General features: G+C 62.1%; 23 protein-coding genes and 1 riboswitch. Of the genes, 13 read left to right on the forward strand and 10 right to left on the reverse strand.

Going from position 1 to position 23,609, the window contains the following annotated elements; translation table 11 throughout:
- Positions 1–130 precede the first annotated feature (130 nt).
- Entirely contained in the window at positions 131–2,020 is a 1,890-nt protein-coding gene (locus WAO69_RS07065; protein ID WP_422177455.1) for an ABC transporter ATP-binding protein, read from the forward strand.
- 3 nt (positions 2,021–2,023) lie between these two features.
- Here the strand turns inward: WAO69_RS07065 and WAO69_RS07070 are convergent, their stop codons facing one another.
- Positions 2,024–2,713: a TIGR04283 family arsenosugar biosynthesis glycosyltransferase gene (locus WAO69_RS07070; RefSeq protein WP_422177457.1), complete on the reverse strand. Its 690-nt coding sequence runs from the start codon at positions 2,711–2,713 to the stop codon at positions 2,024–2,026.
- Between the two features lie 70 nt (positions 2,714–2,783).
- Between WAO69_RS07070 and WAO69_RS07075 the strand changes: the two genes are divergently transcribed.
- Both WAO69_RS07075 and WAO69_RS07080 read left to right on the forward strand, forming a co-directional pair.
- Entirely contained in the window at positions 2,784–3,527 is a 744-nt protein-coding gene (locus tag WAO69_RS07075; protein ID WP_422177459.1) for a YgfZ/GcvT domain-containing protein, read from the forward strand.
- A gap of 184 nt (positions 3,528–3,711) precedes the next feature.
- Complete coding sequence (locus WAO69_RS07080) at positions 3,712–3,972, forward strand: hypothetical protein (protein ID WP_422177463.1); 261 nt, start codon at positions 3,712–3,714, stop codon at positions 3,970–3,972.
- Positions 3,973–3,987: 15 nt separating this feature from the next.
- On the opposite strand, the gene WAO69_RS07085 is transcribed toward WAO69_RS07080, so the two are convergent.
- The 4 genes from WAO69_RS07085 to WAO69_RS07100 form a co-directional block, all read right to left on the reverse strand.
- On the reverse strand, positions 3,988–4,728 hold the full coding sequence (locus WAO69_RS07085) for a YebC/PmpR family DNA-binding transcriptional regulator (protein WP_422177668.1): 741 nt from the start codon (positions 4,726–4,728) through the stop codon (positions 3,988–3,990).
- A gap of 79 nt (positions 4,729–4,807) precedes the next feature.
- A complete protein-coding gene (locus tag WAO69_RS07090; RefSeq protein WP_422177464.1) occupies positions 4,808–5,128 on the reverse strand; it encodes a protease inhibitor I42 family protein in 321 nt (106 codons plus the stop codon).
- On the reverse strand, positions 5,118–5,537 hold the full coding sequence (locus tag WAO69_RS07095; protein WP_422177466.1) for a hypothetical protein: 420 nt from the start codon (positions 5,535–5,537) through the stop codon (positions 5,118–5,120). The genes WAO69_RS07090 and WAO69_RS07095 overlap by 11 nt, the downstream gene beginning before the upstream one ends.
- 53 nt (positions 5,538–5,590) lie before the next feature.
- Entirely contained in the window at positions 5,591–6,703 is a 1,113-nt protein-coding gene (locus WAO69_RS07100; RefSeq protein WP_422177468.1) for a C1 family peptidase, read from the reverse strand.
- A 320-nt stretch (positions 6,704–7,023) separates the two neighbouring features.
- Here WAO69_RS07100 and WAO69_RS07105 point away from each other — a divergent pair, with 320 nt between their 5' ends.
- Positions 7,024–8,796 carry an SLC13 family permease gene (locus tag WAO69_RS07105; RefSeq protein WP_422177470.1) on the forward strand — a complete coding sequence of 591 codons (1,773 nt, stop codon included), beginning with the start codon at positions 7,024–7,026 and terminating at the stop codon, positions 8,794–8,796.
- 112 nt (positions 8,797–8,908) lie between these two features.
- Here the strand turns inward: WAO69_RS07105 and WAO69_RS07110 are convergent, their stop codons facing one another.
- Positions 8,909–10,567 (reverse strand): FAD-binding dehydrogenase, encoded by a 1,659-nt coding sequence (locus WAO69_RS07110; RefSeq protein ID WP_422177472.1) that lies wholly within the window; start codon positions 10,565–10,567, stop codon positions 8,909–8,911.
- 283 nt (positions 10,568–10,850) lie between these two features.
- Here WAO69_RS07110 and WAO69_RS07115 point away from each other — a divergent pair, with 283 nt between their 5' ends.
- Complete coding sequence (locus WAO69_RS07115; protein ID WP_422177474.1) at positions 10,851–12,185, forward strand: NAD(P)H-dependent oxidoreductase; 1,335 nt, start codon at positions 10,851–10,853, stop codon at positions 12,183–12,185.
- Positions 12,186–12,262: 77 nt separating this feature from the next.
- On the opposite strand, the gene WAO69_RS07120 is transcribed toward WAO69_RS07115, so the two are convergent.
- From WAO69_RS07120 to WAO69_RS07135, 4 genes are all read right to left on the reverse strand, one after another.
- Complete coding sequence (locus WAO69_RS07120; protein ID WP_422177476.1) at positions 12,263–14,041, reverse strand: SLC13 family permease; 1,779 nt, start codon at positions 14,039–14,041, stop codon at positions 12,263–12,265.
- 22 nt (positions 14,042–14,063) lie between these two features.
- Positions 14,064–14,993, reverse strand: coding sequence for a DMT family transporter (locus WAO69_RS07125; protein ID WP_422177478.1), 930 nt, complete (start codon positions 14,991–14,993; stop codon positions 14,064–14,066).
- A complete protein-coding gene (locus WAO69_RS07130; protein ID WP_422177480.1) occupies positions 14,990–15,802 on the reverse strand; it encodes a TIGR00282 family metallophosphoesterase in 813 nt (270 codons plus the stop codon). Before WAO69_RS07130 ends, WAO69_RS07125 begins: the two co-directional genes overlap by 4 nt.
- A gap of 123 nt (positions 15,803–15,925) precedes the next feature.
- Entirely contained in the window at positions 15,926–16,186 is a 261-nt protein-coding gene (locus WAO69_RS07135; RefSeq protein ID WP_422177482.1) for a DUF2312 domain-containing protein, read from the reverse strand.
- 125 nt (positions 16,187–16,311) lie between these two features.
- Positions 16,312–16,523: riboswitch (cobalamin riboswitch) on the forward strand.
- Positions 16,524–16,650: 127 nt separating this feature from the next.
- On the opposite strand from WAO69_RS07135, the gene WAO69_RS07140 reads away from it, so the two are divergent.
- The 8 genes from WAO69_RS07140 (at position 16,651) to WAO69_RS07175 (ending at position 23,605) form a co-directional block, all read left to right on the forward strand.
- On the forward strand, positions 16,651–18,600 hold the full coding sequence (locus tag WAO69_RS07140) for a TonB-dependent receptor plug domain-containing protein (RefSeq protein ID WP_422177484.1): 1,950 nt from the start codon (positions 16,651–16,653) through the stop codon (positions 18,598–18,600).
- A gap of 79 nt (positions 18,601–18,679) precedes the next feature.
- On the forward strand, positions 18,680–19,432 hold the full coding sequence (locus WAO69_RS07145; RefSeq protein WP_422177486.1) for an ABC transporter substrate-binding protein: 753 nt from the start codon (positions 18,680–18,682) through the stop codon (positions 19,430–19,432).
- Positions 19,429–20,409, forward strand: coding sequence for a FecCD family ABC transporter permease (locus WAO69_RS07150; protein WP_422177488.1), 981 nt, complete (start codon positions 19,429–19,431; stop codon positions 20,407–20,409). The genes WAO69_RS07145 and WAO69_RS07150 overlap by 4 nt, the downstream gene beginning before the upstream one ends.
- On the forward strand, positions 20,406–21,164 hold the full coding sequence (locus WAO69_RS07155) for an ABC transporter ATP-binding protein (protein ID WP_422177490.1): 759 nt from the start codon (positions 20,406–20,408) through the stop codon (positions 21,162–21,164). Before WAO69_RS07150 ends, WAO69_RS07155 begins: the two co-directional genes overlap by 4 nt.
- On the forward strand, positions 21,161–21,814 hold the full coding sequence (locus WAO69_RS07160) for an adenosylcobinamide amidohydrolase (protein WP_422177492.1): 654 nt from the start codon (positions 21,161–21,163) through the stop codon (positions 21,812–21,814). Before WAO69_RS07155 ends, WAO69_RS07160 begins: the two co-directional genes overlap by 4 nt.
- Positions 21,814–22,602, forward strand: a complete 789-nt coding sequence (locus tag WAO69_RS07165; RefSeq protein WP_422177494.1) for a cobalamin-binding protein — start codon at positions 21,814–21,816, stop codon at positions 22,600–22,602. Before WAO69_RS07160 ends, WAO69_RS07165 begins: the two co-directional genes overlap by 1 nt.
- Positions 22,599–23,228 carry a MotA/TolQ/ExbB proton channel family protein gene (locus tag WAO69_RS07170; protein WP_422177496.1) on the forward strand — a complete coding sequence of 210 codons (630 nt, stop codon included), beginning with the start codon at positions 22,599–22,601 and terminating at the stop codon, positions 23,226–23,228. Before WAO69_RS07165 ends, WAO69_RS07170 begins: the two co-directional genes overlap by 4 nt.
- A complete protein-coding gene (locus WAO69_RS07175; protein ID WP_422177498.1) occupies positions 23,225–23,605 on the forward strand; it encodes an ExbD/TolR family protein in 381 nt (126 codons plus the stop codon). The genes WAO69_RS07170 and WAO69_RS07175 overlap by 4 nt, the downstream gene beginning before the upstream one ends.
- Positions 23,606–23,609 lie beyond the last annotated feature (4 nt).

Genomic DNA, 23,609 nt, shown 5'->3' on the forward strand with positions numbered 1-23,609 from the left:
CTAGCCTAGCGGCCGGTGGCGTCAATGTGCGGAAAAGCTGCGCCACGACGTAACCCATCCGCTACTTGCGCCAAAGCGGCAGGCACTCTAAACCGCTTGAACGCCAATTGCGCAATCCGCCGGAGCCTTAATGCCAACGGACACAGTTCCCCCTCTGCCACGAACCGACACGGTCTATGCCAAATCCAGCGTGCTGCTGGCCTGGCTGTGGCGCGATTACCTCAAGAAACACATCGCGCTTCTGGGGGTCGCTCTGGTCTTCATGGTCATCGAAGGCTCGACGCTGGGGGCGATCAGCTACATGATGCAGCCAATGTTCGACAATGTGTTTGTCCAGCAGGATGGCAGCGCGTTGTGGACGGTGGCTCTGGTGATACTGGGCATCTTCGTGGTGCGTGCGATATCGGGGGTGATCCAGAAAGTGATCCTGACGCGCATCTCGCTGCTGACGGCTGCGGATTTGCGCCTCAGTCTGCTTGGTCATCTGATCCGCCAGGATGGCGGGTTTCACCAGACGCATCCGCCGGGCTTCTTGATCCAGCGTGTGCAGGGCGATGTTGAATCGGTCAATTTCGTCTGGCGCGTGCTGATTACAGGTGCCGGGCGCGATCTGATCTCGCTTGTGGTTCTGATGGGGGTGGCGATCAGCATCGACTGGCGCTGGGCCGCGATTGCCTGCATCGGCACGCCCTTGATGCTGGCTCCGGCTTTTGGCGCGCAACGCTATGTGCGCAAGAAAGGACGCCAGGCACGTGATGTCGGTGCTTCGCTGGCGACGCGGCTGGACGAGATCTTTCATGGCATCGTACCGGTCAAGCTGAACCGGCTGGAAGACTATCAGACGCGCCACTATCGCGCGCAGACGGACAAGTACATCTATTCCGAAACCCGCGCGGCGCTTGGTACGGCAACGATCCCGGGCATGGTGGATCTGATGGGCGGAATAGGCTTCATGTGCGTTCTGCTCTTTGGCGGAGCCGAGATCATCGCCGGCGAAAAGACCGTGGGGCAGTTCATGTCGTTTTTCACGGCGATGGGTCTGGCCTTTGATCCGATGCGGCGGTTGGGGGCCTTGTCGGGCTATTGGCAATCCGCGGCAGCGGCGATCGAGCGGATCAAGGAGCTGATTGATACGCCGATCGTGCTGAAATCGCCCGAAAACCCCGTAGCGCCCCCCACCGGCACGCCGGATGTGCATATTGACAATGTCACGTTCAGCTATGGCGATGCACCGGTGTTGCGCAACTTGAACCTGATTGCAGAGGCTGGAAAGACCACGGCCTTGGTCGGGGCATCCGGTGCGGGTAAATCCACGATTTTCAATCTGTTGACGCGGCTTGTTGATCCACAGCAAGGCAGCGTGAAGATCGGCGGCGTGGCGGTCCATGAGATGTCGCTTGAGGATCTGCGCAACCTCTTTTCCGTCGTCACACAAGAAGCGCTTTTGTTTGACGAGACCCTGCGCGAGAACATTCTCCTGGGGCGCACAGATGTCAGCGAAGAGCACCTGAAACAGGTTCTGGATTCCGCGCATGTGACCGATTTTCTGCCGAAACTGCATGACGGCCTTGAGACGCGCGTCGGCCCGCGCGGCTCGGCCCTTTCGGGTGGTCAGCGTCAGCGGGTTGTCATCGCGCGCGCCTTGCTGCGCAACACTCCCATCTTGTTGCTGGACGAAGCAACCAGCGCGCTGGATGCGCAATCCGAACAGGTGGTTCAGGACGCGCTGGATAAACTGTCGGGCGGGCGTACGACGCTGGTGATCGCACACCGGCTGTCGACCGTGCGCAATGCCGACAAGATCATTGTGATGGATCGCGGCGAGGTCGTCGAGGAAGGCACGCATCAGGATCTGCTGGATCGTGGTGGCGCGTATTCCGACCTCTATCGGTTGCAGTTCCGGGATGGCAAAAAGGTCGTCGATCCCGTGGGCAGCCTGGCCCTGGAACACAAACAACGCGATCTTGACGCGCCCCGCCCGGGTCTGTTGCAACGCATCGGCCAGCGCCTGTTCGGCTGAACCTCAGCGACGGTAGGACTGCACCAGCCGTTCCGGGCTGGTTCCGGCAAAATAGCGCGCCAGCGTCCATAGATTGCGTGCGCCCCGGCGTACCCAGCCTGCCTTGCGATAGCGCTCGGCGCTTGTGACAGCCCGGCATGGGACAGACATCACCGGCACCCGGGCGCGCCGCAGGGCCCGCATCAGGGCCACGTCTTCCATCAGCGGCTGATCCGGGAACCCACCCACACGTTGGTAGTCATGATGCGAGATCAGCATACCCTGATCGCCATAAGGCAGTTTGAAAACAGCGGCGCGCAGATTGGCCCAGCCTGCCACGATCACCGGCATCAGACCGCGCGCGCGAAACGCCAGACGGAAATATCCCACACCCTGCTCTTCGCTCAGATGGGCGGCGACCGCGGTGCTCCAGCCGGTTTCAAGCCGGGTATCGGCATGCAGTACCATGAGCCATGTGCCGCGCGCCAGATCACAGCCCCGTCTGAGTTGCCCTCCACGAGAGGCCGGGCCCTGCACGATCACCGCTCCGGCGGCATCGGCAATCTCAAGCGTGGCATCCGATGAGCCGCCATCGGTGATGATCAGCTCGCGGATAAGCCCGGCATGCAGACCTTCCATCAGGGCTTCGATCACGCGCGGCAGGGTCGCGGCGGCGTCCAGAGTGGGAATAACGATACTGATCTGCGCCTGCACCTGCGATGGCCCCTGTTGCGTCTGCCTGTGGTCCGTATATCTAAACAGGAGATAGCAATGGAGCTAGCCGATGACCACCCGCCGTATCCTTCGTATTTCCGGAACCGAGGCCGAGCATTTTCTGCAGGGACTGATCACGAATGATATCGGACGGCTGGATCAAGGGTTGGTCTATGCGGCGATCCTGACCCCTCAGGGCAAGTACATCGCCGATTTCTTTCTGGCGCGCAAAGATGATGCCATTCTGCTGGACGTCCATGAAAGCCTTGCCGATATGCTGGTCAAGCGCCTGAGCATGTACAAACTGCGCGCCGATGTGGTGATCGAGGACAGCGGATTGCATCTGCAACGCGGCACCGGGGCGGCTCCGGCGGGGGCGCTGAACGATCCGCGCCATGACGCATTGGGCTGGCGCGCTTATGGCGATGCGCCCGAAGGCGACGATGGCAGCGACTGGGACGCGATCCGTGTGGCACATTTGATCCCCGAGACAGGAATCGAGCTGACACCGGATACCTTCATTCTGGAAGCCGGCTTCGAGGCCCTGAATGGCGTGGATTTCCGCAAGGGCTGTTATGTCGGTCAGGAAGTCACCGCGCGCATGAAGCACAAGACCGAACTGCGCAAAGGTCTGGCACGGGTGCGCTGCGAGGGCGCGGCACCGGTCGGCTCGGAGCTGTTTGCAGAGGGCAAGCCCGCCGGCACGCTGTTCACCCAGGCGCATGGGCAGGCAATCGCCTATCTGCGCTTTGACCGCGCACGCGGCGAAATGGTGGCCGCAGACGCCAAGGTCTGGCTGGCAGAAGGCCGCTGAAACAAACGCTTAGCCGGGATTCCAAAACCAAGCGCAAGCGCTTGTTCGAACAGGCAAAAATACCGGCCAAACGGTATACAAAAGTATTCTTCGCAAACCCTCTAGCGTGTCGCAAATAACTCGCTATATGTCGGTTCATGAGCGTTTCCGATGCGAAACTATGTTCACCAAGGGGGCCATACACATGCCGGGTTACAACACTTCGTTCGATCTGAATGTCGAAGATCTTCAACTGATCGAAGACGCGCTGCGGGCGCGCAAGAAAGAGCTGTCGCTTGAGCGGTTGGCGGTTCTGAGCGATGACGGCAAAGCGCCCGAGCAGGTCGATCTGGCGGAAATCGATGCCACCCTCAGCGCCACGCATGTGCTGCTGGGCCGTCTGCACAACCAAAAGGTCTTTTACCGTCCAAAGACGGTTCAGAACACGCCCTACATCGGCGGCTGATCGTCAGGCCCGGCCTCAGAGCTGGGCCATGACCTCGTCCGTGGCTTCGAAGTTGGTGGTGACGCGCTGAACGTCATCATCATCTTCCAGAGCATCCACCAGCTTCATCAGCTTTTGCATGTTTTCCAGATCAAGCTCGGTAGTGGTTGTGGGCCTCCACACCAGCCGGGTCGCTTCGCTTTCGCCAAGTTCGGCCTCAAGCGCCGTGGCCACTTCGTTCAGATCCGTGTCCGCACACCAGATCGAATGGCCATCTTCCGTGCTTTCGACATCCTCGGCACCGGCTTCGATGGCCGCCATCATGATCGTGTCGGCATCGCCTGCCTCGACCGGATAAACCACCTCGCCCTTGCGATCGAACATGAAGGCGACCGATCCGGTCTCGCCCAGGTTGCCGCCGTTCTTGGTAAAGGTCGAGCGCACGTTTGATGCCGTGCGGTTGCGGTTGTCGGTCATCGCCTCGACGATCACGGCCACGCCATTGGGCCCATAGCCCTCATAGCGGATTTCTTCGTAATCATCGCCTTCACCGACCTGGGATTTCTTGATCGCGCGTTCGATCACATCCTTGGGGACCGAGCTGGACTTGGCTTCTTTCACGGCCATGCGCAGGCGCGGGTTCTTTTCAGGGTCCGGGTCACCCATCTTGGCGGCCACCGTGATCTCTTTGGACAGTTTGGAGAACAGTTTGGCCCGCATGGCGTCCTGACGCCCTTTGCGGTGCTGGATGTTTGCCCATTTGGAATGGCCGGCCATGGTGGAATCCCTGTCATCAAAGCTGATTTCTGCGCACATATAGACGCGGGCCGTGCAGGGGTTCAAGACACGGCGCGCGTCACTCGATCCTCAGACGCAGATCAAACGTGGCGTCAGGCTCTGTGCCCGGCTCCCAGGCCTGGCCGCGATGCAGCCGCAACTGCGTGTCACCGCCCAAGATCTTCAGGACAAACACGCGGTGAGAGGCGGCACCCGGGGCGCTGTTAGGCGTCAGGTCATTGCGATCCTCCAGAATTTCGACACCCGCATGATCATCAAAGGACCAGCGCATGCCGGTAGTTGGATTTTCGGGCAGGTGAAGTTCGATCACCTGACCGGCGGAGACAGGGACCTCGCGGCCCCTGTCCTGTTGCGTCACGATGACAAGATCACCAGGCATAGATCTGGTGGATTTCATTATCGCTGCCAATCTCGACATTCACGGTCGCGTTCGTCTGTTCGGCATGTGCGGCCAACATGGTCAGCGCCAGAAAGGAGCTGTCATTGGCATTGCTGAGACGGCGCCAGCCGATCCCCTGCACCGCCGCATAGGCATTGCGGTTGGATGCATTGCACCATGTGGCTGTGATCTTCTTGCCATTGTGCCAGGCGGTCGCGCCCACATCTTCGGCCTCGATCGTCGCATCATTGGGCGGGGTCATCGCCGGGCGGTCCATCCGCTCGACCATGGTTTCGCCCAAGAGGGAATTGACGTCCAAGCTGGGAGCATCGGGTGCCTTATTGAGAGTTTCGGTGCGTTCCATCTCCTGCAGGTCGCCGGGAGCATCGTCAGATTTACGTTTGGCCATCGGAATGGTCCTTTCAAAAATTGAGTTGATTGAAATCGGGTCGCAGATAGCGCTCAGGTCACGTAAACTTCCTGCACCTGATTGCCGTCGATCAACGCACGTACATTGCGGTTGCCCGCCTTGGCCCCGATCAGGTCCGCCAGCATCGCATGTTGCTGAACGTCGCTGGTCGTGACCAGCTTGCGCCAGCCCGTGCCCTGGAAATGCGCCCAGGCATTGCGGCCCGCTTCATTTGCCCAGAGTCCGTTGACCTTGAGGTTGTTGGCCCAGGCCTTGAGCGTGACCGAGTTTGCGCCATATGGCCCGTACCACGTATCGATCTGGCACTGGCCATAGGCGATCCGGAAGAAACCGCCCTCGCCCCAGTTCGATCCCCAGCTGTTCTTGCAGATCCAGCATCCCTGCGCATCATCATAGCCGATGATTTCAACGCAGTGACCGCCCGCCTGATTGCCCGACACATGGCGATACACGCCCGAGCGATAGCTGAAGAAATCCTGGTAGACGATGAAACAGCCCGTGACGGAACCTTTCGTCGCGATCCAGTTCTTGATCGCGGCACGACCGTTCAGCTTGGTCTTGCCGGTCACCTTGGCAATGTTGTTCTGCCAACCGCCGGGCACCGCGCAGGCCTGCTGGTTTCCGGTATAGGGATAGACAGATTCCAGCGTCACACCCTTTTCCTTGGCCTTGTCCAGGGCCTGATCCGGGAACCAGCCATTGGCACAGGTCCGCCCCTCTTCTCCACCGTGGCAATAGAACAGATGCGCCTCGGAGAGATCGAGGTTGAGGTTGGGATTGGCCACCGATCGCTGATAGGTCGTCTCCATCACCGCAGCCACACCATGCGCCACGCAAGAGCCACAAGAACCCTGGTTCTTGACCGGCGTCGTGTAATTCTTGCCGTTCACATTGCGATGGTCGAAAGCCGCAGGTGCTCCGATGCTTTCAGCCGCTATCATGTCAGACGTCACCGTCGGGGCGGCCTTGTCCGCTTTTACGGCCTCATCAAGCGTCATGGCGCCCGGCGGTGGATTAAAGCCCAGGCGGACCCGACGCTCATCCTCGGTCATCATCGCCATATCGGTGCCCGGGTCCATTTCCCAAGGCGCGCCGGCATGTTCCAGATCGGTTTTCAGTTGTTTGAGATCAAGTGCATCAGTCATGTCGTGCCTCCTAAACACAAGTCATGGTTTGACTGTTCCGGGCCCGCAGAAATTGCGAGGTATCCGGACTTGCATTCGGCCGGGAAACGCCCGACCGGGTCTTGGTCTTGAGAAGCGCCCGGAGAAAATTGGAGGGCGCCAGGCCGCTTGAAATCTATGCGGCGTATCATCAGGTTAATCACAGGTGATGCGGTTTCCAAAGGCACGAAATCCTCCATTGCTTTTTCCCAGAGGCCACAACCAGCGAGAGAATCGTTCACAGGGCAACCATCCAGAGGCGCTGTGCTTGCTCTTGTCTGTGCGGGCGTTACAGTGGCCGGGTGACAATGGATCAGATCATCCTTTTCAGCCTGTTTGGTACGGTGTTCGTCCTGCTGGTCTGGGGCAGGTTCCGATACGACCTTGTGGCGTTTTCGGCGCTGATGGTGGGTGTGGTGCTGGGCGTCGTGCCTGTAGATGCGGCCTTTGCCGGGTTCGGCCATCCCGCGACTCTGGTGGTGGCGCTTGTTCTGATAGTCTCTGCCGGGCTGGTGCGCTCGGGGGCGGTTTTTCTGATCACGCGCACCTTGGTGGATTCCTCGCGCTCATTGGCGGGGCATATCGCGCTGATGGGTGGAATCGGCGGTGTGTTGTCGGCTTTCATGAACAATGTCGCGGCCCTTGCGCTGCTGATGCCGGTGGATATTCAGACGGCACGCAAGGCGGGACGCAGCCCGGGTCTCAGCCTCATGCCCCTGTCCTTTGCGACAATCCTTGGCGGGATGGTCACGCTGATCGGCACCCCGCCCAACATCATCATTGCCGCCATCCGCGAAGAGACCCTGGGCGCGCCGTTCAAGATGTTCGATTTCGCGCCCGTGGGCGGTGTCGCGGCGATTGCCGGGATGGCCTTTGTCGCTCTGGTGGGCTGGCGGTTCATTCCGACCCGCCAAACCGAAGTCGTGAGCGCAACTGCGCTGCAGGAGTACATTGCCGAACTGACCGTACCGCAGGACAGCAAGCACATCGGAAAGCGGATCGCCGAACTGGAAGAGACGGCCGAGAAAAACGATGTTGCGATCCTTGGACTCATCCGCGACGGCAAACGGATCTATGGGCGCGCCACCAACATGCGCCTGAAGGCCGGCGACAGTCTGGTGCTGGAGGCCGCGCCTGATGCGCTGGATGAGTTCCGCAGCGCCCTGTCTCTGGCGTTTTCCGATCAGCAGCGCCATGACACGCTGACCGCGGAAGGAGACGGTGTCGATATCGTCGAGATGGTCGCCACCGAAACCTCGCGGATCTCGGGCAAGACGGCGCAAAGCATCGGATTGGCGTGGCGTCAGCGCGCTGTTCTGATGGGCATCGCGCGGCGCGGCCGGAGCATCACCAAACAGGTGCGCAACACCCCCGTGGAACCCGGCGACATCCTTCTGGTGCTGGTTCCCAGGGAGACGGGCGCAGATGTCACGGATTGGCTGGGCTGCCTGCCACTGGCCGAACGGGGCTTGTCGGTCACCGCGGATGAAAAAGTGTGGCTGGCCATCGGGTTCTTTGCCGCTGCGGTCATCGCCGCCAGCCTGGGGCTGATCTATTTGCCGGTGGCTCTGGGGCTTGTTGTGGTTGCCTATGTGCTGGCGCGGATCGTGCCCTTGTCCGAGCTTTATACCCATATCGAATGGCCTGTGGTCGTGCTGCTGGGGTCGATGATCCCGCTGGGGGCGGCTCTGGAAACATCGGGCGGCACCGCATTGATCGCCAACAGCCTGATATCACTGACCGAGGGCCTGCCTGCATGGGCAATCCTGACGGTTCTGATGGTGGTGACCATGACTCTGTCGGATGTGTTGAACAACACCGCCACGGCCATTGTCGCCGCCCCAGTCGGCATCACCATGGCGCAAAGCCTGGGCGTGTCCCCTGACCCGTTCCTGATGGCGGTGGCCGTCGCTGCTTCGGCGGCATTCCTGACACCCATCGGGCACAAGAACAACACGCTCATTCTGGGGCCTGGCGGCTATGAGTTTGGCGATTACTGGCGTCTGGGGATCTGCGTCGAGATCATCGTGATCGCCACGGCGATTCCCATGATCCTGATCGTCTGGCCGCTTTGACAAGAACAGACGGACCAGGCTGAGACCTTTGATGCCGGCAGGTGCGGACTTGTGGACAAGACTAGACCCTGTCCTGTTTTCAAGGCCTTAGGGCGGAAAGCTCAAGAACCGATCAGGCAATGGCTTCGGACCGTCCCGCGTTGCGGCCCGAGAACAGGCAGCCGCCCAGAAACGTCCCTTCAAGCGCGTTATAGCCATGATACCCGCCGCCGCCGAACCCCGCGACTTCTCCAGCCGCGAAGAGGCCCGGCACCACCTGCCCGTCTGCGCCGATCATCTGGCTGTCGAGATTGGTCTGCAATCCTCCCAATGTCTTGCGGGTCAGGATATGCAGCCTGACCGCGATTAGCGGTCCATTGGCCGGATCTAGGAACTTGTGAGGTTTGGCGGTGCGCACGATGCGATCCCCGCGATACTGGCGCGCGGCATTGATCGCATTGACCTGAACATCCTTGGCGAACGGGTTGTCGATCTGTGCATCGCGCGCTTCGATCTGGGCGCGCAGTCTGGCCTCGTCAATCAGATTGCCGCCGGCGATCTGGTTCATGCCACGCACCAGACCTGCCAGGTCATTGGCGACGACGAAATCCTCGCCCTTGTCCTTGAACGCTTCGACTGGGGGCGTGGCCTTGCTACCTGACAGAATGCGTTGGCGGATCACGTCCTTCCATGATTTCCCCGTAAAATCAGGGTTTTGCTCGGATCCGGACAGGGCGAATTCTTTTTTGATGACCTTCTGGGTCAAGACGAACCAGCTGTAGTCATGACCTGTCTCAAGGATCGCCTTCAGCGTCGAGAGGCTGTCAAAACCCGGCAAGGCCGGGGGCGCGAAACGGTTGCCCATCGCGTCAAACCACATCGAAGAGGGCCCGGGCAGAATGCGGATGCCGTGACCGGGCCAGATTGGATCCCAGTTCTTGACGCCTTCGGTGTAATGCCACATCCGATCCCCGTTGATCAGATGCCCGCCCGCATGGCGCGCGATGTCGATCATGCGCCCGTCCACATGGGCCGGAACACCTGCGATCATGTCCTTGGGCGCAGGTCCCAGGCGTTCCTCGGGCCAGGATTTGCGCACCATCTCGAAGTTACCGCCGATGCCTCCCGAACTCACGATGACCGAAGGTGCCAAGATCTCGAACTCGCCGATGGCGTCGCGATTGGTTTGCTGGCCACGGGCGGCCTGATCTTCGTGCAGAAGCGTGCCGGACACTCCGGTGGCAGCGCCATTTTTCATAATGATACGGTCAACTTGGTGACGAAACTTCAGGCTGATGCGTCCAGCTTTGACATGGGCGCGCACCCGCGCCTCGAAGGGCTCCATCGTGCCCGGTCCCGTGCCCCAGGTGATGTGGAAGCGCGGCACGGAATTGCCATGCCCATCGGCAAAGGATCCGCCCCGTTCGGCCCAGCCGACAATCGGAAACCAGCGCATGCCCATGCCGTGCAGCCAGCTGCGCATCTCGCCTGCGGCGAAGTCGAGATAGGCCTCGGCCCATTTGCGCGGCCAGTGATCTTCGTCGCGATCAAAGCCTGCGCTGCCCATCCAGTCCGACCGCGCAAGCGCGTGGCTGTCGCGGATGCCCATGCGGCGTTGCTCGGGGGTGTCGATCATAAAGAGACCGCCAAGGGACCAGAACGCCTGCCCACCAAGGTTTTGCGGGCCTTCCTGATCCAGCAGGATCACCGATTTGCCGCGATCTCCAAGTTCGGCTGCGGCGACCAGGCCGGCAAGCCCGCCGCCGACGATGATGACATCTGCGCTGTCCATCTTCTGCCCTCCCGTCGGGATGCCCGTTCGGCACCTCAAACGCATTGATGGTGAAATTGACCGTTTTGTACCTGTTCTGACAGGTGGTTTGTACAAAACGATAGGGGGCATTGAGGGCCCCTGGCAATCATGACGCCGCGACCGGGGCCGGATTCGCGCGCATGTTCGGTATCGGCTACGGCTTGACCTCACCCTGGATACCGGTGACCTTCCGCGTCGCATGCGACGCGGGTTCTGATACGGATTGAACGCAGAAGGATCGCGCCTTCACAGGGAGAAGACCATGGGCCTTTACGAGCAACTTCAAGAACACCAGGAACAGGAAAACCCCCTGCGCGTCGGCGTCATCGGTGCGGGGAAATTCGGAACGATGTTCCTGGCTCAGGCCCTGCGCATTCCCGGCGTTCATGTCGTGGGTGTCGCCGACCTGCGGATCGATGTTGCAAAATCCAACATGGTTTACGCCGGCTGGTCCGCCGAACAGATCGAAGCCTCATCGCTGGACATGGCGCTCTTGTCCGGTGCGACCCATGTCGGGCAGGACGCGATGGCGATGATCAATCACCACGGGATCGAGATCATCATCGAATGCACCGGCAACCCGGTGATCGCGGTGGATCACGCGCTGGCGTGCTTTGCTGCCGGCAAGCATGTCATCTCGGCCACGGTCGAGGCGGACGCGGTCTGCGGTGCCGCGCTTGTGGCCCGGGCAAAGGCGGCGGGTGTCATCTATAGCCAGGCTTACGGCGATCAGCCCGCCATGACGGTCGAGCTGGTAGATTGGGCGCGCACCTGCGGCTTTGAGGTTGCCGCCGCCGGACGTGGCCACAAGTGGAAGCCGGAATACCGCTTTTCCACGCCGGATACGGTCTGGCAATATTGGGGCGTCACCGCAGAAAAGGCCGAACGCGGCCGGTTGAACCCCAAGATGTTCAACAGCTTTCTGGACGGCACCAAACCGGCCATTGAAAGTGCAGCGATTTCCAATGCCACGGGGCTGAATGCGCCCACCCACGGGCTGACATACCCTTCGGGCGCAATCGACGATATCGCAAGCCTGATGCGTCCGCGCAGCGCGGGCGGCGTGCTCGAGGACAGCGGCATGGTCGAGGTCATCTCGAGTTTTGCGCCAGATGGGTCGATGATTGCGAATGATATTCGTCAGGGCGTGTGGGTCGTGGTCAAGGCAACATCGGACTATGTCAGGAACTGCTTTGAGGAATACATGGTCTCGACCGACGACAGCGGCCTTTACTACTGCAACTTCAAACGCTTTCATCTGATCGGACTGGAGCTGGGTTTGTCCGTTGGATCGGTCGGGATCCGCAAGGAAGCCACCGGTACCAGCAAGGAGTTCCGCTCGGATGTCGTGGCGGTCTCGAAGAAAGACCTGAAGGCGGGCGAGATACTGGACGGTGAAGGCGGCTATTGCGTTGCGGGTCAATTGCGCCCCAGCCGGATTTCAGTGCCGATGCGCGCCCTGCCCCTGGGACTGACCGGCGAGATCAAGCTGATCCGGGATGTGCCTGTCGATACCATCCTCACCTATGATGACGTCGAGATCGATGAAAGCCTCAATGCCGTCAAGCTGCGCCGGGACTGCGAGGCGATGGTCTAGCCCGGGGCAGTCCCCGGCGGTTGACCTTTCGCCAGCGCCGGGGGCCCTGATCTTGTCCAAAGCCCCGGGGCATGTCTTCAGAGCGGCCAGATGAAGGGGATGATGGCCGAGGCCAGCACCCCGATGCTGAGGTTCAGCGGGATGCCGACGCGCATGAAATCGGTAAAGCGATATCCGCCGGGCCCATAGACCAGCATATTGGTCTGATACCCGATGGGCGTTGCAAATGATGCCGAAGCGGCCACCATCACCGCCACCACCAGCGGGCGCGGATCAATGCCCAGCGCCGTCGCGAGGCCGATGGCGATGGGGGTGACGACCACGGCCACGGCATTGTTGGAGACCAGTTCGGTCAGAACCGAGGTCAGCAGATAGATCGCCCAGATGATCAGGAACGGCGGCAGGTTTGCGACATAAGGGGCCAGCGCCTCGACGATCAAACGCACCGCCCCCGAGGCTTCGAGAGCAGCCCCCACGGCAAGCATCGAAAAGATCAACGCCAGAAGCCGCCCGTCAACAAAGGAAAAGGCCTCATCCGCGTCGATGCAGCGGGTCAGCAGGACAATCGCCACAGCCAGGATCGACAGGAAAAAGATCGGCGCGACCCCCAGGGCCGCCAGGACCACGATCCCCGCGAGGGCAGCCAGCGCAATCGGGGCCTGCCCGCGGCGGTATTCACGCTCGGAGGGGTGCGAGACATCCGCCATGTCCATTTCCGCGGCAAGGCGCTGGATATCGCCCGGTGCACCTTCCAGCAGCAGCGTATCGCCGACGCGCACAACCAGGTCATCAAGCTGGCGCCCGATGTTCTGGTTGCGCCGGTGCATGGCCAGCACATAGACGCCGAACCGCCGCCGGATGCGCAGGGACCCAAGGCTGCGCCCCACCATCTTGCAGCCCGGCGTGATCAGCACTTCGACGGTTGTTGTCTCGACAGCCGATACCTGATCCACGCGCTTGAGCGATTTGTTGCGCTGCAGGCTCAGCAATTCGGCCATGCGCGTGCGCAGCACCACCCGATCGCCGACCTGAAGCTCGACGCCCTGCAGATTGCGCCTGAGCGACACATCGCCCCGCACCACGTCGATCAGACGCACGCCTTCGCGTTTGAAAAGCTGCACGCCCAGCACCTCGCGCCCGATCAGGTTGGACTCCGGCGGGATGACGGCCTCGGTAAAGAACTTCATCTGCGAGCGATCACTCAGCAGGGTCGCCATGCTGTCGCGATCCGGCAGAAGGCGCGGACCTACAAAGCGCATATAGATCATGCCCCAGGCGACCAGAACGATGCCCAGCGGCGTGACTTCGAAAATCGTGAACGGAGCCAGGCCCTGGGCGCGCGCCACACCATCCACCAGCAGGTTGGTCGATGTCCCGATCAGGGTCAGTGTGCCCCCCAGAATGGCCCCATAGCTGAGCGGAATCAGCAACTTGCTGGCCGACACGCCCAATGTGCGCGCAAGCTGAACAAAGACCGGGATCATCACCACCACCACCGGCGTGTTGGACACGACCGCCGACGCCAGCACCACGAAACCCATCAACAGCGCAATGGCCAGTTTCGGATTTGTGCCGGCCTGTCTTTCCGCCTGTCTTGTGAACGCGTTAAGCGCCCCGGTGCGCACCAGTGCGCCCATGATGATGAACATCGCCGCAATCGTCCAGGGTGCGGGGTTGGACAACACCTGCAAGCCCGCCTCATAGGGCAGGACACCCAGCACCAGCATCATCGCAACGCCGCTGAGGGCGACCACTTCGGTGGGGAAGGTTTCGCGCAGGAACAGCACGAACATGCCCGCCACGATGGACAGGGTGACAATCGCCGCCGTGGTCTCGCTCAGTTCAAGAAAACCCATCTGCGTTCCGATGCATGATTTTTCAGCGGCCAGTTTCGTCCAGCTTGACAGGTACGGCAAGCGCCGGGGTCCGTCGCGGCTGAACCAGAAAGACACCGGCCAGGATCAGGCCGGCGGCGAGCCAGAAATAGGGAGAATAGCTTTCGGACAAGATCACCATGGCCCAGAATATGCCGGTTGCGGTAACCGCATATCCCACCTGTGCGGTGAAAACCGAACCGGCGCGCCCCACCAGCCATACATATGTGGCATAGATCACCGCATGGATAAGTGAAGAGGCGATCAGCGCGACTTCGGGCGCGCCATAGGGGCGGATCGGGTTGATGAAGGCACCGGTGCCCAGCGCCAGCGGGCACACGATGACCATGCCGACAAGCGAGGCCCCCAGAATAACCTGGATGGCGTCCAGACCGCCCAGACCCCAGCGCGCGACATAGTTCCCCTCGAAGGCGTAAAACACCACCGCGATCATCGACACCGCCACCCAGGGCAGCATGGCAGGATCGGGCAGGCTTGCCCTGGGCAGAACCAGCACCAACACTCCGATCAGCCCGAGGCAAAGGCCGGCAAAGCGGCGCGGCTCGAACCGCTCCAGGCTCAGCAACAGGGCGATGGGAAAGGCCGCCATCGGCACCAGCGACATCAGCACCGATTGCACGCCCGCGGGCAGATGGATCAGCGCCTGATAGGACGCGGCATTGGGCACGACGGTGCCGATCAGCGCGATCACCGCATATACACGCAAGGCCGCCGGCGTGAGCGACAGCCTGCGCCCCCTGATCGCGCAATACGCGCCAAGCACGAAAGCCGAAATCAACAGTTGCCAGAAGATCAGGCCGAAATGGCGATACCCGGTGCTGACGGCAATCTTGGACAAGGGTTGCGTCAACCCCCAGCCGGCCCCCATGATCAGCAGGACGCCGGTGAAGAACACCAGCTCCCTGCGGCTCACGGAGCGGCCTCCTGCAAACGCCCTCCGACGCGCACCATGGCAATGGATTTCGCCAGACCCGAGCGGTCCTCGGTCTCGACAAAGACGCCCGACAGGGTCGCCTCACCCAGGGCCGGGTTGAAGCGCGCCTTCGGCATCCCGGTGATGAAGCGGCGGAGGGGTTCTTCCTTGTCCATGCCGATGACCGAATTGTAATCGCCACACATCCCGGCATCACTGAGATAGGCGGTACCGCCAGGCAGGATCTGCGCATCGGCGGTGGGCACATGGGTATGGGTTCCCACAACCAGGCTGACGCGGCCATCACAATAGTGCCCCATCGCCATTTTCTCCGAGGTGGCCTCGCAATGCATATCGACAATCGCGGCCTGCACCATGCCGCCGGGCGGATGGGCTTTGAGCACCGGCTCCAGCGCCGAAAAGGGATCATCAAAGGGCCGCTTCATGAACACCTGGCCCAGCACCTGCGCCACCAGCACCTTGCGCCCGCCAGGCGCGTCAAACACCCGGTAGCCGCGCCCCGGTGCCCCCTTGGCATAGTTCAGAGGCCGCAGAATGCGCAGGTCCTGCCCGATGGCCTGCATCATGTCCTTCTGGTCAAACGCATGATCGCCCAGCGTGACGCAATCGGCACCGGCATCGAACAGCCCCTTGGCGTGTTCGCCGGACAGACCCATGCCATTGGTTGCGTTCTCGCCATTGACGATCACGAAATCCAGCCGCCAGTCCCGGCGCAACCGCGGCAGATGCGTGGCCACCCCGGTGCGGCCCGATCGGCCCATCACATCGCCCAGAAACAGAATTCTCATGTCATCCCACGTAAAGCGGCCATGCCATCCGGGCAAGCCGGGAAATCACCGGCCCCCTCTCTTTCTGGTCTGAAATACCCCGGGGGAGGCGCAGCCGGGGGCAGAGCCCCCGTGATCCCGCCCTCAGCGCATGCCCAAGGCTTCCTTGTACATCTCCAACACCGCCTCTTCTTCTGCGATATCGTCGGAATCGCGCTTGCGCAGGGCGATCACCTTTCGCATGACGCGGGTGTCATAGCCGCGGCCCTTGGCTTCGGCCATGACCTCTTTCTGCTGATCAGCGATGTCCTTTTTCTCGGCCTCCAGCCGTTCGAAACGTTCGATGAACTGACGCAGCTCATCTGCGGTAACGCGGTAGGTGGCATCGGTGGAGGTATCGGACATGAAGCGGCTCCCAGAAAATCAGGTGACAGAGTGAAGCCCGTTCGTACCCGCGCGCGCCATGCGTCGCAAGACGCAGAATCACTCCGGCGCGTCGTTATCGCGCCTTGATAGAACCTTGCAGCAGCGCTACGCATGAGTGGCTTTGGTTCGACGGGGCGACTCGTCGTTAAAGGGAACGTGGTGCGGCTGGTGACGGCCAACTCCATGACTGCCCCCGCAACTGTAGGCGGATAGCGAGGCCGGAACATGCCACTGTGTGCCCGATCGGGAAGCACGGGAAGGCCCGGTCAAGCGATGACCCGCAAGTCAGGAGACCTGCCAGGGCGCTCACCTTCATTCAGCGCGGGGCGTGCTGAGATGAACGGAGCCTAGGCCCGGAATGGTGACGCAACATCGCACCGTTTGGGCAAGGACCATCCTTTCCAAACCGACCTGAACACATTGTCTGGAAAGGACACCACCACATGAAACGATTGCTGACATCCGCGTCTTGTCTGGCTTTGAGCCTGTCGGCTCAGCCGGTCTTTGCCCAAGACGCTCTTGATCTTGGCGTGATCTCTGTCACCGCCGCCGCCGAACCTCTTGAGATCCTGCGCACCGGTACCTCGGTCGAGGTGCTGGGGGCCGATGATGCGCTTGTCGTGCCGGGCGATGTGCAACTTACAGATGCCCTGCGCCGCATTCCCGGCGTCAGTGTCTTGCAGAACGGCCCCGCCGGCACGGCGGCAACTGTGCGCATTCGAGGCGCGCAGGAACGCTATTCGGCGGTTTATGTCGATGGCATCAAGGTGAATGACCCCTCTTCGACCTCGGGCGAGTATGGCAATTTCGGAGCCTTCGGCATCGGGGCCCTGGCCGGCGTCGAGATCCTGAAAGGGTCTCAATCGGCGCTTTATGGCGGTTCGGCGGTGGTCGGTGTGATCAATGTGTTCACCCTGCCGGATCTGGATGGCCCTGATGGTGTCCAACAGCGCGCCGAACTGATGTTCGGCAGCTTCAACACCGTGGCCGGAGCCTATTCCTATAGCCGCAAAAGCGGGGACTGGAGCGTGGCTTTTGGCCTTGCGACGGCGCAAAGCGACGGGTTTTCGGCGGGCGACGAAAACCTTGGGAATACTGAAAATGACGGGTTTCGCGAAACCCGGCTGAGTTTCGGGGCTGCCTATCAGGCCAGCGACAGCATCAGCATCGGCATGAACGGGTTTTACTCGACGGGCGAGTCCGATTTCGACGAAGGCACAGGTACGGGTCCGGTCGATGGCACACCCGGCGATGAAACCGCAAGCCGCGATGAAATGGGCCTGCGCCTGTTTGCAAAGATCGACGCGGGTGGCATGTGGAGTCACGAGGGATCGGCCTCGTACTTCAATGTCGACCGCCGGCTGTCATCCGTAACCGTGGCTCCGGGCAGTTTCCAGCCGTTTACCAGTCAGTTCGAGGGCGAGCGCCAGCGCTTTGACTGGCAATCGAATGCCCAGATCAACCAACAGGTTCGTCTGTCCATGGGCGCGGATTTCGAAAAGCTGATCTCGAAATCCAGCTCCATTCCGGGGGGCAGCGCAGCCACCTATAACCGCGGGCTGTTTGCCGAGGTGCTCTATAGCCCCACCAATGACCTCGATATCATCGGCTCGGTGCGCTATGATGACAACTCGCAATTCGGAGACGCCACCACCGGTCGGCTGGCGGTCAGTTATCGCCCAAACGATGCGCTGACCCTGCGCGGTGTTCTGGCCACGGGATTCCGCCCGCCGGTACCCGGCGAGCTCTTCGCGTCCTTCCCGGACCCGCTCTATCCGTTCTTCGGCAATCCGAACCTTGCGCCTGAGGACAGCCAGAGTATCGAACTGGGCTTTGACTGGGCATTCAGCCCCAATGCTGTGGTCAGCGCGACGCTGTTTCGCAACGAGATCGACAATCTCGTGCAATTCGCCCCCTGCCCTGTGACGATTGATTTCGTGCTGTTCTCTTGTGATCCCGGCACATTCTCGACACTGGCCAACACAGCTGGAACCACCACCTTCGAAGGTCTCGAGTTCCAGTATGCCCATGCGTTTTCCGATCGCGTGGCTATGACGCTGGCCTATACCTATCTGGATGCGGCCACGGCCACCGGTGCCTTGCTGCCTCGGGTCGCGGAACATGAGCTGTTCGTGGGTCTGGACCTGAGCCTGACTGACCGGCTGGCAAGCCAGTTGGCCATCACCTACATGGCCGACCGGGCACCGGACACAGCGCCGGTGCAGCAACTGCCCGATTTCACCGTGGTGGATCTGAGTTTCACCTATGACGTGAGCGACACGACCGAGGCCTATGTGGCGGTGAAGAACCTGTTTGATGAACAATATCAGCAGGTCGCAGGTTATGGCGCGGCGGATCGCTCGATTTATGTCGGGGTCCGTGCGAATTTCTAGGCTCATATGCACCCTGACGGCGCTGCTTCTGGGCAGCGCCGCGGGCACAGCTATGGCCGCAGAACAGCCCCGGCGGGTGGTGTCCATCAACCTTTGCACCGATCAGCTGGCCTTGTTGCTGGCTGATGAGGGACAGCTGATCTCGGTCAGCAAACTGGCGCATGATCCGCAGAGTTCCGCCTTGTTCGAGGCGGCACGCGCGCTGCCCGGCAACGGATCGCGCGCCGAGGAGGTCTATCTGCTGGAGCCTGATCTGGTTCTGGCGGGGACGTTCACGGATGCATCCACCGTTCAGATGCTGCGCAGCCTGGGCATAAGGGTCGAGATTTTTGCGCCGGCCCGGTCTCTTGCGGAAATCGCCGAGCGGATGCGCCAGATGGGGGCCGCCTTGGGGCGCGAAACAAGGGCAGAGGCGCAAGTGGCCGCCTTTGAGGCCGAGTTGGCCGCGCTGACGGTGGCGATGCGTCCAAGGCCGCGCGCGGCACTTTACTATGTCAACAGCTACACCGCCGGGGACCGGTCGCTGGCCTCGGACATTCTGAAGATCGCGGGCTTTGACAATGTCGCCTCTGAACTGGGTCTGGATTGGGGTGGTGTTCTGCCGCTTGAGACCCTGGTGATGCTGGCCCCGGATGTCATCATTCAGGGGCGCGATTATCCCGGGCAGGCGCGCGCCGAAGATACTCTGCATCACCCTGCGCTGGCGTCGCTGCGTGGCACATTGCAGGCCGGAGAGCTGACGGATCGCGACTGGATCTGCGGCACGCCACAGGTTCTGAGCGCGATCCGTGACATGCGCGATCTGCGCCTGTCGATGGAGGACCTGCAATGAGGGTGGCGCTGGGCCTGGTCGCCCTGTGCGGGGTGTTGTTCGTGATGTCTCTGGTCTCGGGACAGGTGACGGCGGGCATCGGGGAAAGCCTGTCTGCGCTGTTTGCGCGCGATGGTCTGCCGCTGAGCGTGGTGATGCAGGAAATCCGCCTGCCGCGCGCGCTTCTGGCGGTGATGGTTGGCGCGTCGCTGGGCATGGCCGGAGCGGCGATGCAGGGTTTGCTGCGCAATCCGCTGGCCGAGCCGGGGCTGATCGGGGTGTCCGGCTCTGCTGCTTTGGGTGCGGTTCTGGCGATCCAGACCGGGCTCAGCCTGCTGTTCCCGCTGGCCCTGCCGCTGGCGGCTTTGGCCGGGGCGGTCATCGCGGTGCTGCTTATTCTGACGCTGGCGGGTCCGCGCGGGGCCTCGATCACGCTGATCCTTGCCGGTATCGCGATTTCGGCGCTGGCGGGCGCGCTTACCTCGCTGGTGCTGAACCTGTCACCCAATCCGTTCGCCGCAGCCGATATCGTGTTCTGGATGATGGGCTCATTGGCGGACCGTTCGTTCACGCATGTCTGGCTGGCGTTGCCCTTCATGGGGCTGGGCTGGGTGCTGCTGGCTCTGTGTGGTCGGGGTCTGGATGCCCTGACCCTGGGCGAAGACGCGGCCGAGGCGATGGGGATCAACCTGACCCGGTTGCGCCTGATGCTGGTGATCGGCACCGCGTCGGTTGTGGGGGCGGCCACGGCGGTGGCGGGAGCGATTGGCTTTGTCGGGCTGGTGGTGCCGCATCTGCTGCGCCGTTTCGTGGGCGCGCGGCCTTCGGCCCTGCTCTGGGCCTCGGCGCTTGGCGGGGCGGCGCTGGTGCTGGCGGCGGATATCGCGGTGCGGGAAATCCTGCCGCAGCGCGATCTGAAGCTGGGCGTGCTGATGGCGCTGGTGGGAGCGCCGCTGTTTCTTCATCTGATTTTCAAGACGCGCAAGGAGATGGCATGACCCTGCTTGCGCTGGAAAGATTGACGGTGCGCCGGGGCGATTGCCCGGTGGTTGACGCGGTTTCCCTGAACATCGCACAGGGCGAATGCGTTGGCCTGATCGGCCCCAATGGCGCGGGCAAAACCACGTTGCTGCGCGCGGCACTTGGGTTGATGGCACATGAAGGACGCTCTTCATTGACCCAAATGAGCGCCCCCGAGCGCGCCCGCCATGCCGCCTGGATGCCGCAATCGCGCGAGATCGCCTGGCCGGTGACGGTCGAGACGCTGATCGCCCTGGGGCGCATTCCGCATTTGCCGCGCGGTGCCAGGCCCGGTGCGCAGGATCAGCGCGCCATTGACGCCGCGATCCATCGCATGGGGCTGGAGGGCTTTCGTCATCGCACCGCCACGCAGCTGTCGGGCGGCGAGCAGGCCCGCGTGCTGATCGCGCGGGCTCTGGCGCAGGATACCGCGCTTTTGCTGGCAGATGAGCCGATTGCCGGTCTGGATCCGGCCAGCCAGATCGCGACGATGCAGGTGTTTGCAGGCCTCGCGCGCGAGGGGCATGCGGTTCTGGTGTCGCTGCATGATCTGGGGCTGGCGGCGCGTCACTGCTCGCGGTTGCTGATGATGCATGCGGGAAAGTTGATTGCCGATGGTCCACCGCGCGAGGTTCTGACACCCGAGAATATCGAGCATGGTTTCGGCATCACCGGCTTTTGGGCCGATACCGATCACGGTCCGGTCTTTCAGCCGCTGGAGGTGACGGGATGAGCATCACGCTTGAGCGCCCCTGGCTGAGTTTCGATCTTGACGGCCAGCACCGCATCCTGAGCTGGTCCCTGACCCGACCCGGCTTTGTCACTGCGCGCAAGATCCTGTGGCGCGAGGTGCGCAATGCCGATCTGCCGCAGGATTTCGATGTGGAGGGCTGGCTGCGCCGCGAGCTTGCGCAGCGCGGAGACAGCGATGCGGTCACCTTGCTGACCTCTCGGGATCTGGATGCCTATGAGGTGGCCCGCGCTTTTGTCGAGGGTGTCACGGCAGAGTGCATCGCCACGGTGGGTCTGTCCAACGCCGAGCGGATCGGCACAAGGCTGGATCGCTCGGGCAAGGATTGGGGCACGATCAACATCGCCGTCCGGGTGAGCCAGCCGCTGGCGGATGCTGCCCTGATCGAGCTGATCTCGATCATCGCGCAGGCGCGCACGACCGCCGTGATCGACATGGCCCACACATTGCCCACGGGCATAACGACAGGAACCGGCACCGACTGTATCGCCATCGCCGCGCCTGCGGGGGATGCGCCTTTTGCGGGCATGCATACCGCCGTGGGTGAAGCAGTGGGGCGCGCGGCCCATGACGCGGTATGGGCCGGGGCGCGCATCTGGATGGACCGCGTGCGCCGGGAAGGGGTGGTCTGATGCCCTTTCCACCCGAGCGCATCGTGTGCCTGACTGAAGAAACGGTCGAAACCCTGTATCTGCTGGGGCAGGAAGACCGCATTGTCGGCGTGACCGGCTATGCGGTGCGCCCTGCTCGCGTGCGGCGCGAAAAACCCCGCGTGGGGGCGTTCACCTCGGCCGATGTGCCCAAGATCCTTGCGCTGCAACCGGATCTTGTTCTGACATTTTCAGATCTGCAGGCCGATATCGCGGCCGATCTTATTCGCAAGGGCATCGCGGTTCATGCCTTCAACCAGCGTTCGGTGGCTGAAATCCTCGACATGATCCGCATGCTGGGTTCCCTGACCGGCACCAGCGCGCGTGCCGATGAGATCGTGGCGCGCTTCAACACCCGTGCCGCGCAATTGCGCGCGACCCAGCGGGAGACACGACCTGCGGTCTATTTCGAGGAATGGGATGATCCGCCGATTTCCGGCATCGCATGGGTATCCGAGCTGATTGAACTGGCCGGGGGGCGGGATGTTTTCGCGCAATTGCGCCGCGAACAGGGGGCCAAGGCGCGCATCCTTGATCCTCGGCAGGTGATTGACGCCAGACCGGACGTGATCCTTGCCTCCTGGTGCGGCAAGAAGGTGCGTCCGGAAAAGATCGCCGCCCGCGCCGGCTGGAGCGACATTCCTGCCGTTGCGAGCGGGCGTATCGTTGAAATAAAGTCTCCCTTGATCCTTCAGCCGGGGCCCGGTGCCCTGACGGATGGGCTGGAGGCGATTGTGAGCGCCCTTTGGGGCGAAGGAGCGGGCATATGATCCCTCAGGAAATGAACGAGTTTCTGGATCGCGGCGGTCCGGCGCTTTGGCTGATTGCAGCGCTCAGCGTGCTGACGCTGGCCCTGATCCTGTGGAAGATCTGGCGGTTTTCGCTGATGGGGGCCTGGTCGGGGCGCGCCACCGAACAGGCGATCCAGCTTTGGGTCAAGGGGGACGCGCAGGCAGCAATGCAGACCGTTGCCGGGCGTCAGTCCTTGCGTGCGCGACTTGCGCATACCGCGATGAAGGCCCGGCTGGATTCGGGTTTGGACGATGCGGCGGCGCGCGAAGAGACCACCCGTGTGGCCCGCGCCGATCTGGCGGATGCGCGGATTGGCCTGCGCGCATTGGAGCTGATCGCCACCATCGCGCCGCTGATCGGCCTGCTGGGCACGGTTCTGGGCATGATCGACGCGTTTCAGGCCTTGCAGGCTTCGGGCAACCGCGCAGATCCCACGATCCTTGCCGGGGGCATCTGGGAGGCTTTGCTGACCACGGCCGCAGGCATGGCCGTGGCGATCCCCGCCGCCATGGCGCTCAGCTGGTTTGACAGTGTGGTCGAGCGTCTCCAAAGCGATATGGAAGACGCCGCAACGCGCATATTCCTGGCCCGGAGTGCGCGATGATGTTTGCTTTCGCCCCGCCTGCGGCCCGGCGCAGACCCAGCCTGACACCGATGATCGACGTGGTGTTCCTGCTGTTGGTGTTTTTCATGCTGGCCGCGCGGTTCGGGCAGGACATGGCGATTCCCTTGACCGGCGGGACTGGCGTCGAACGCTGGGAAGGCGCGCCGCGCCTGCTGGAGTTGAGCGATGACGGCCTCAGGCTGAACGGTCAGCCCGTGACCCCCGAGGGGCTGACGGGGCAGCTGGGTGCCTTGATGCCCGCGCCGGATGCGCCGGTGATCCTGCGGGCAACGGGGGCCGCGGATCTGACGGCGCTGACCGCCCTGCTGGATCGCTTGCGTGCGGCCGGTATCCGCAATGTCGTGCTGGTGGAGTGACGCA

The sequence above is a fragment of the Aestuariivita sp. genome (genome assembly GCF_049276915.1).
In the GTDB taxonomy this organism is placed as follows: domain Bacteria; phylum Pseudomonadota; class Alphaproteobacteria; order Rhodobacterales; family Rhodobacteraceae; genus Aestuariivita.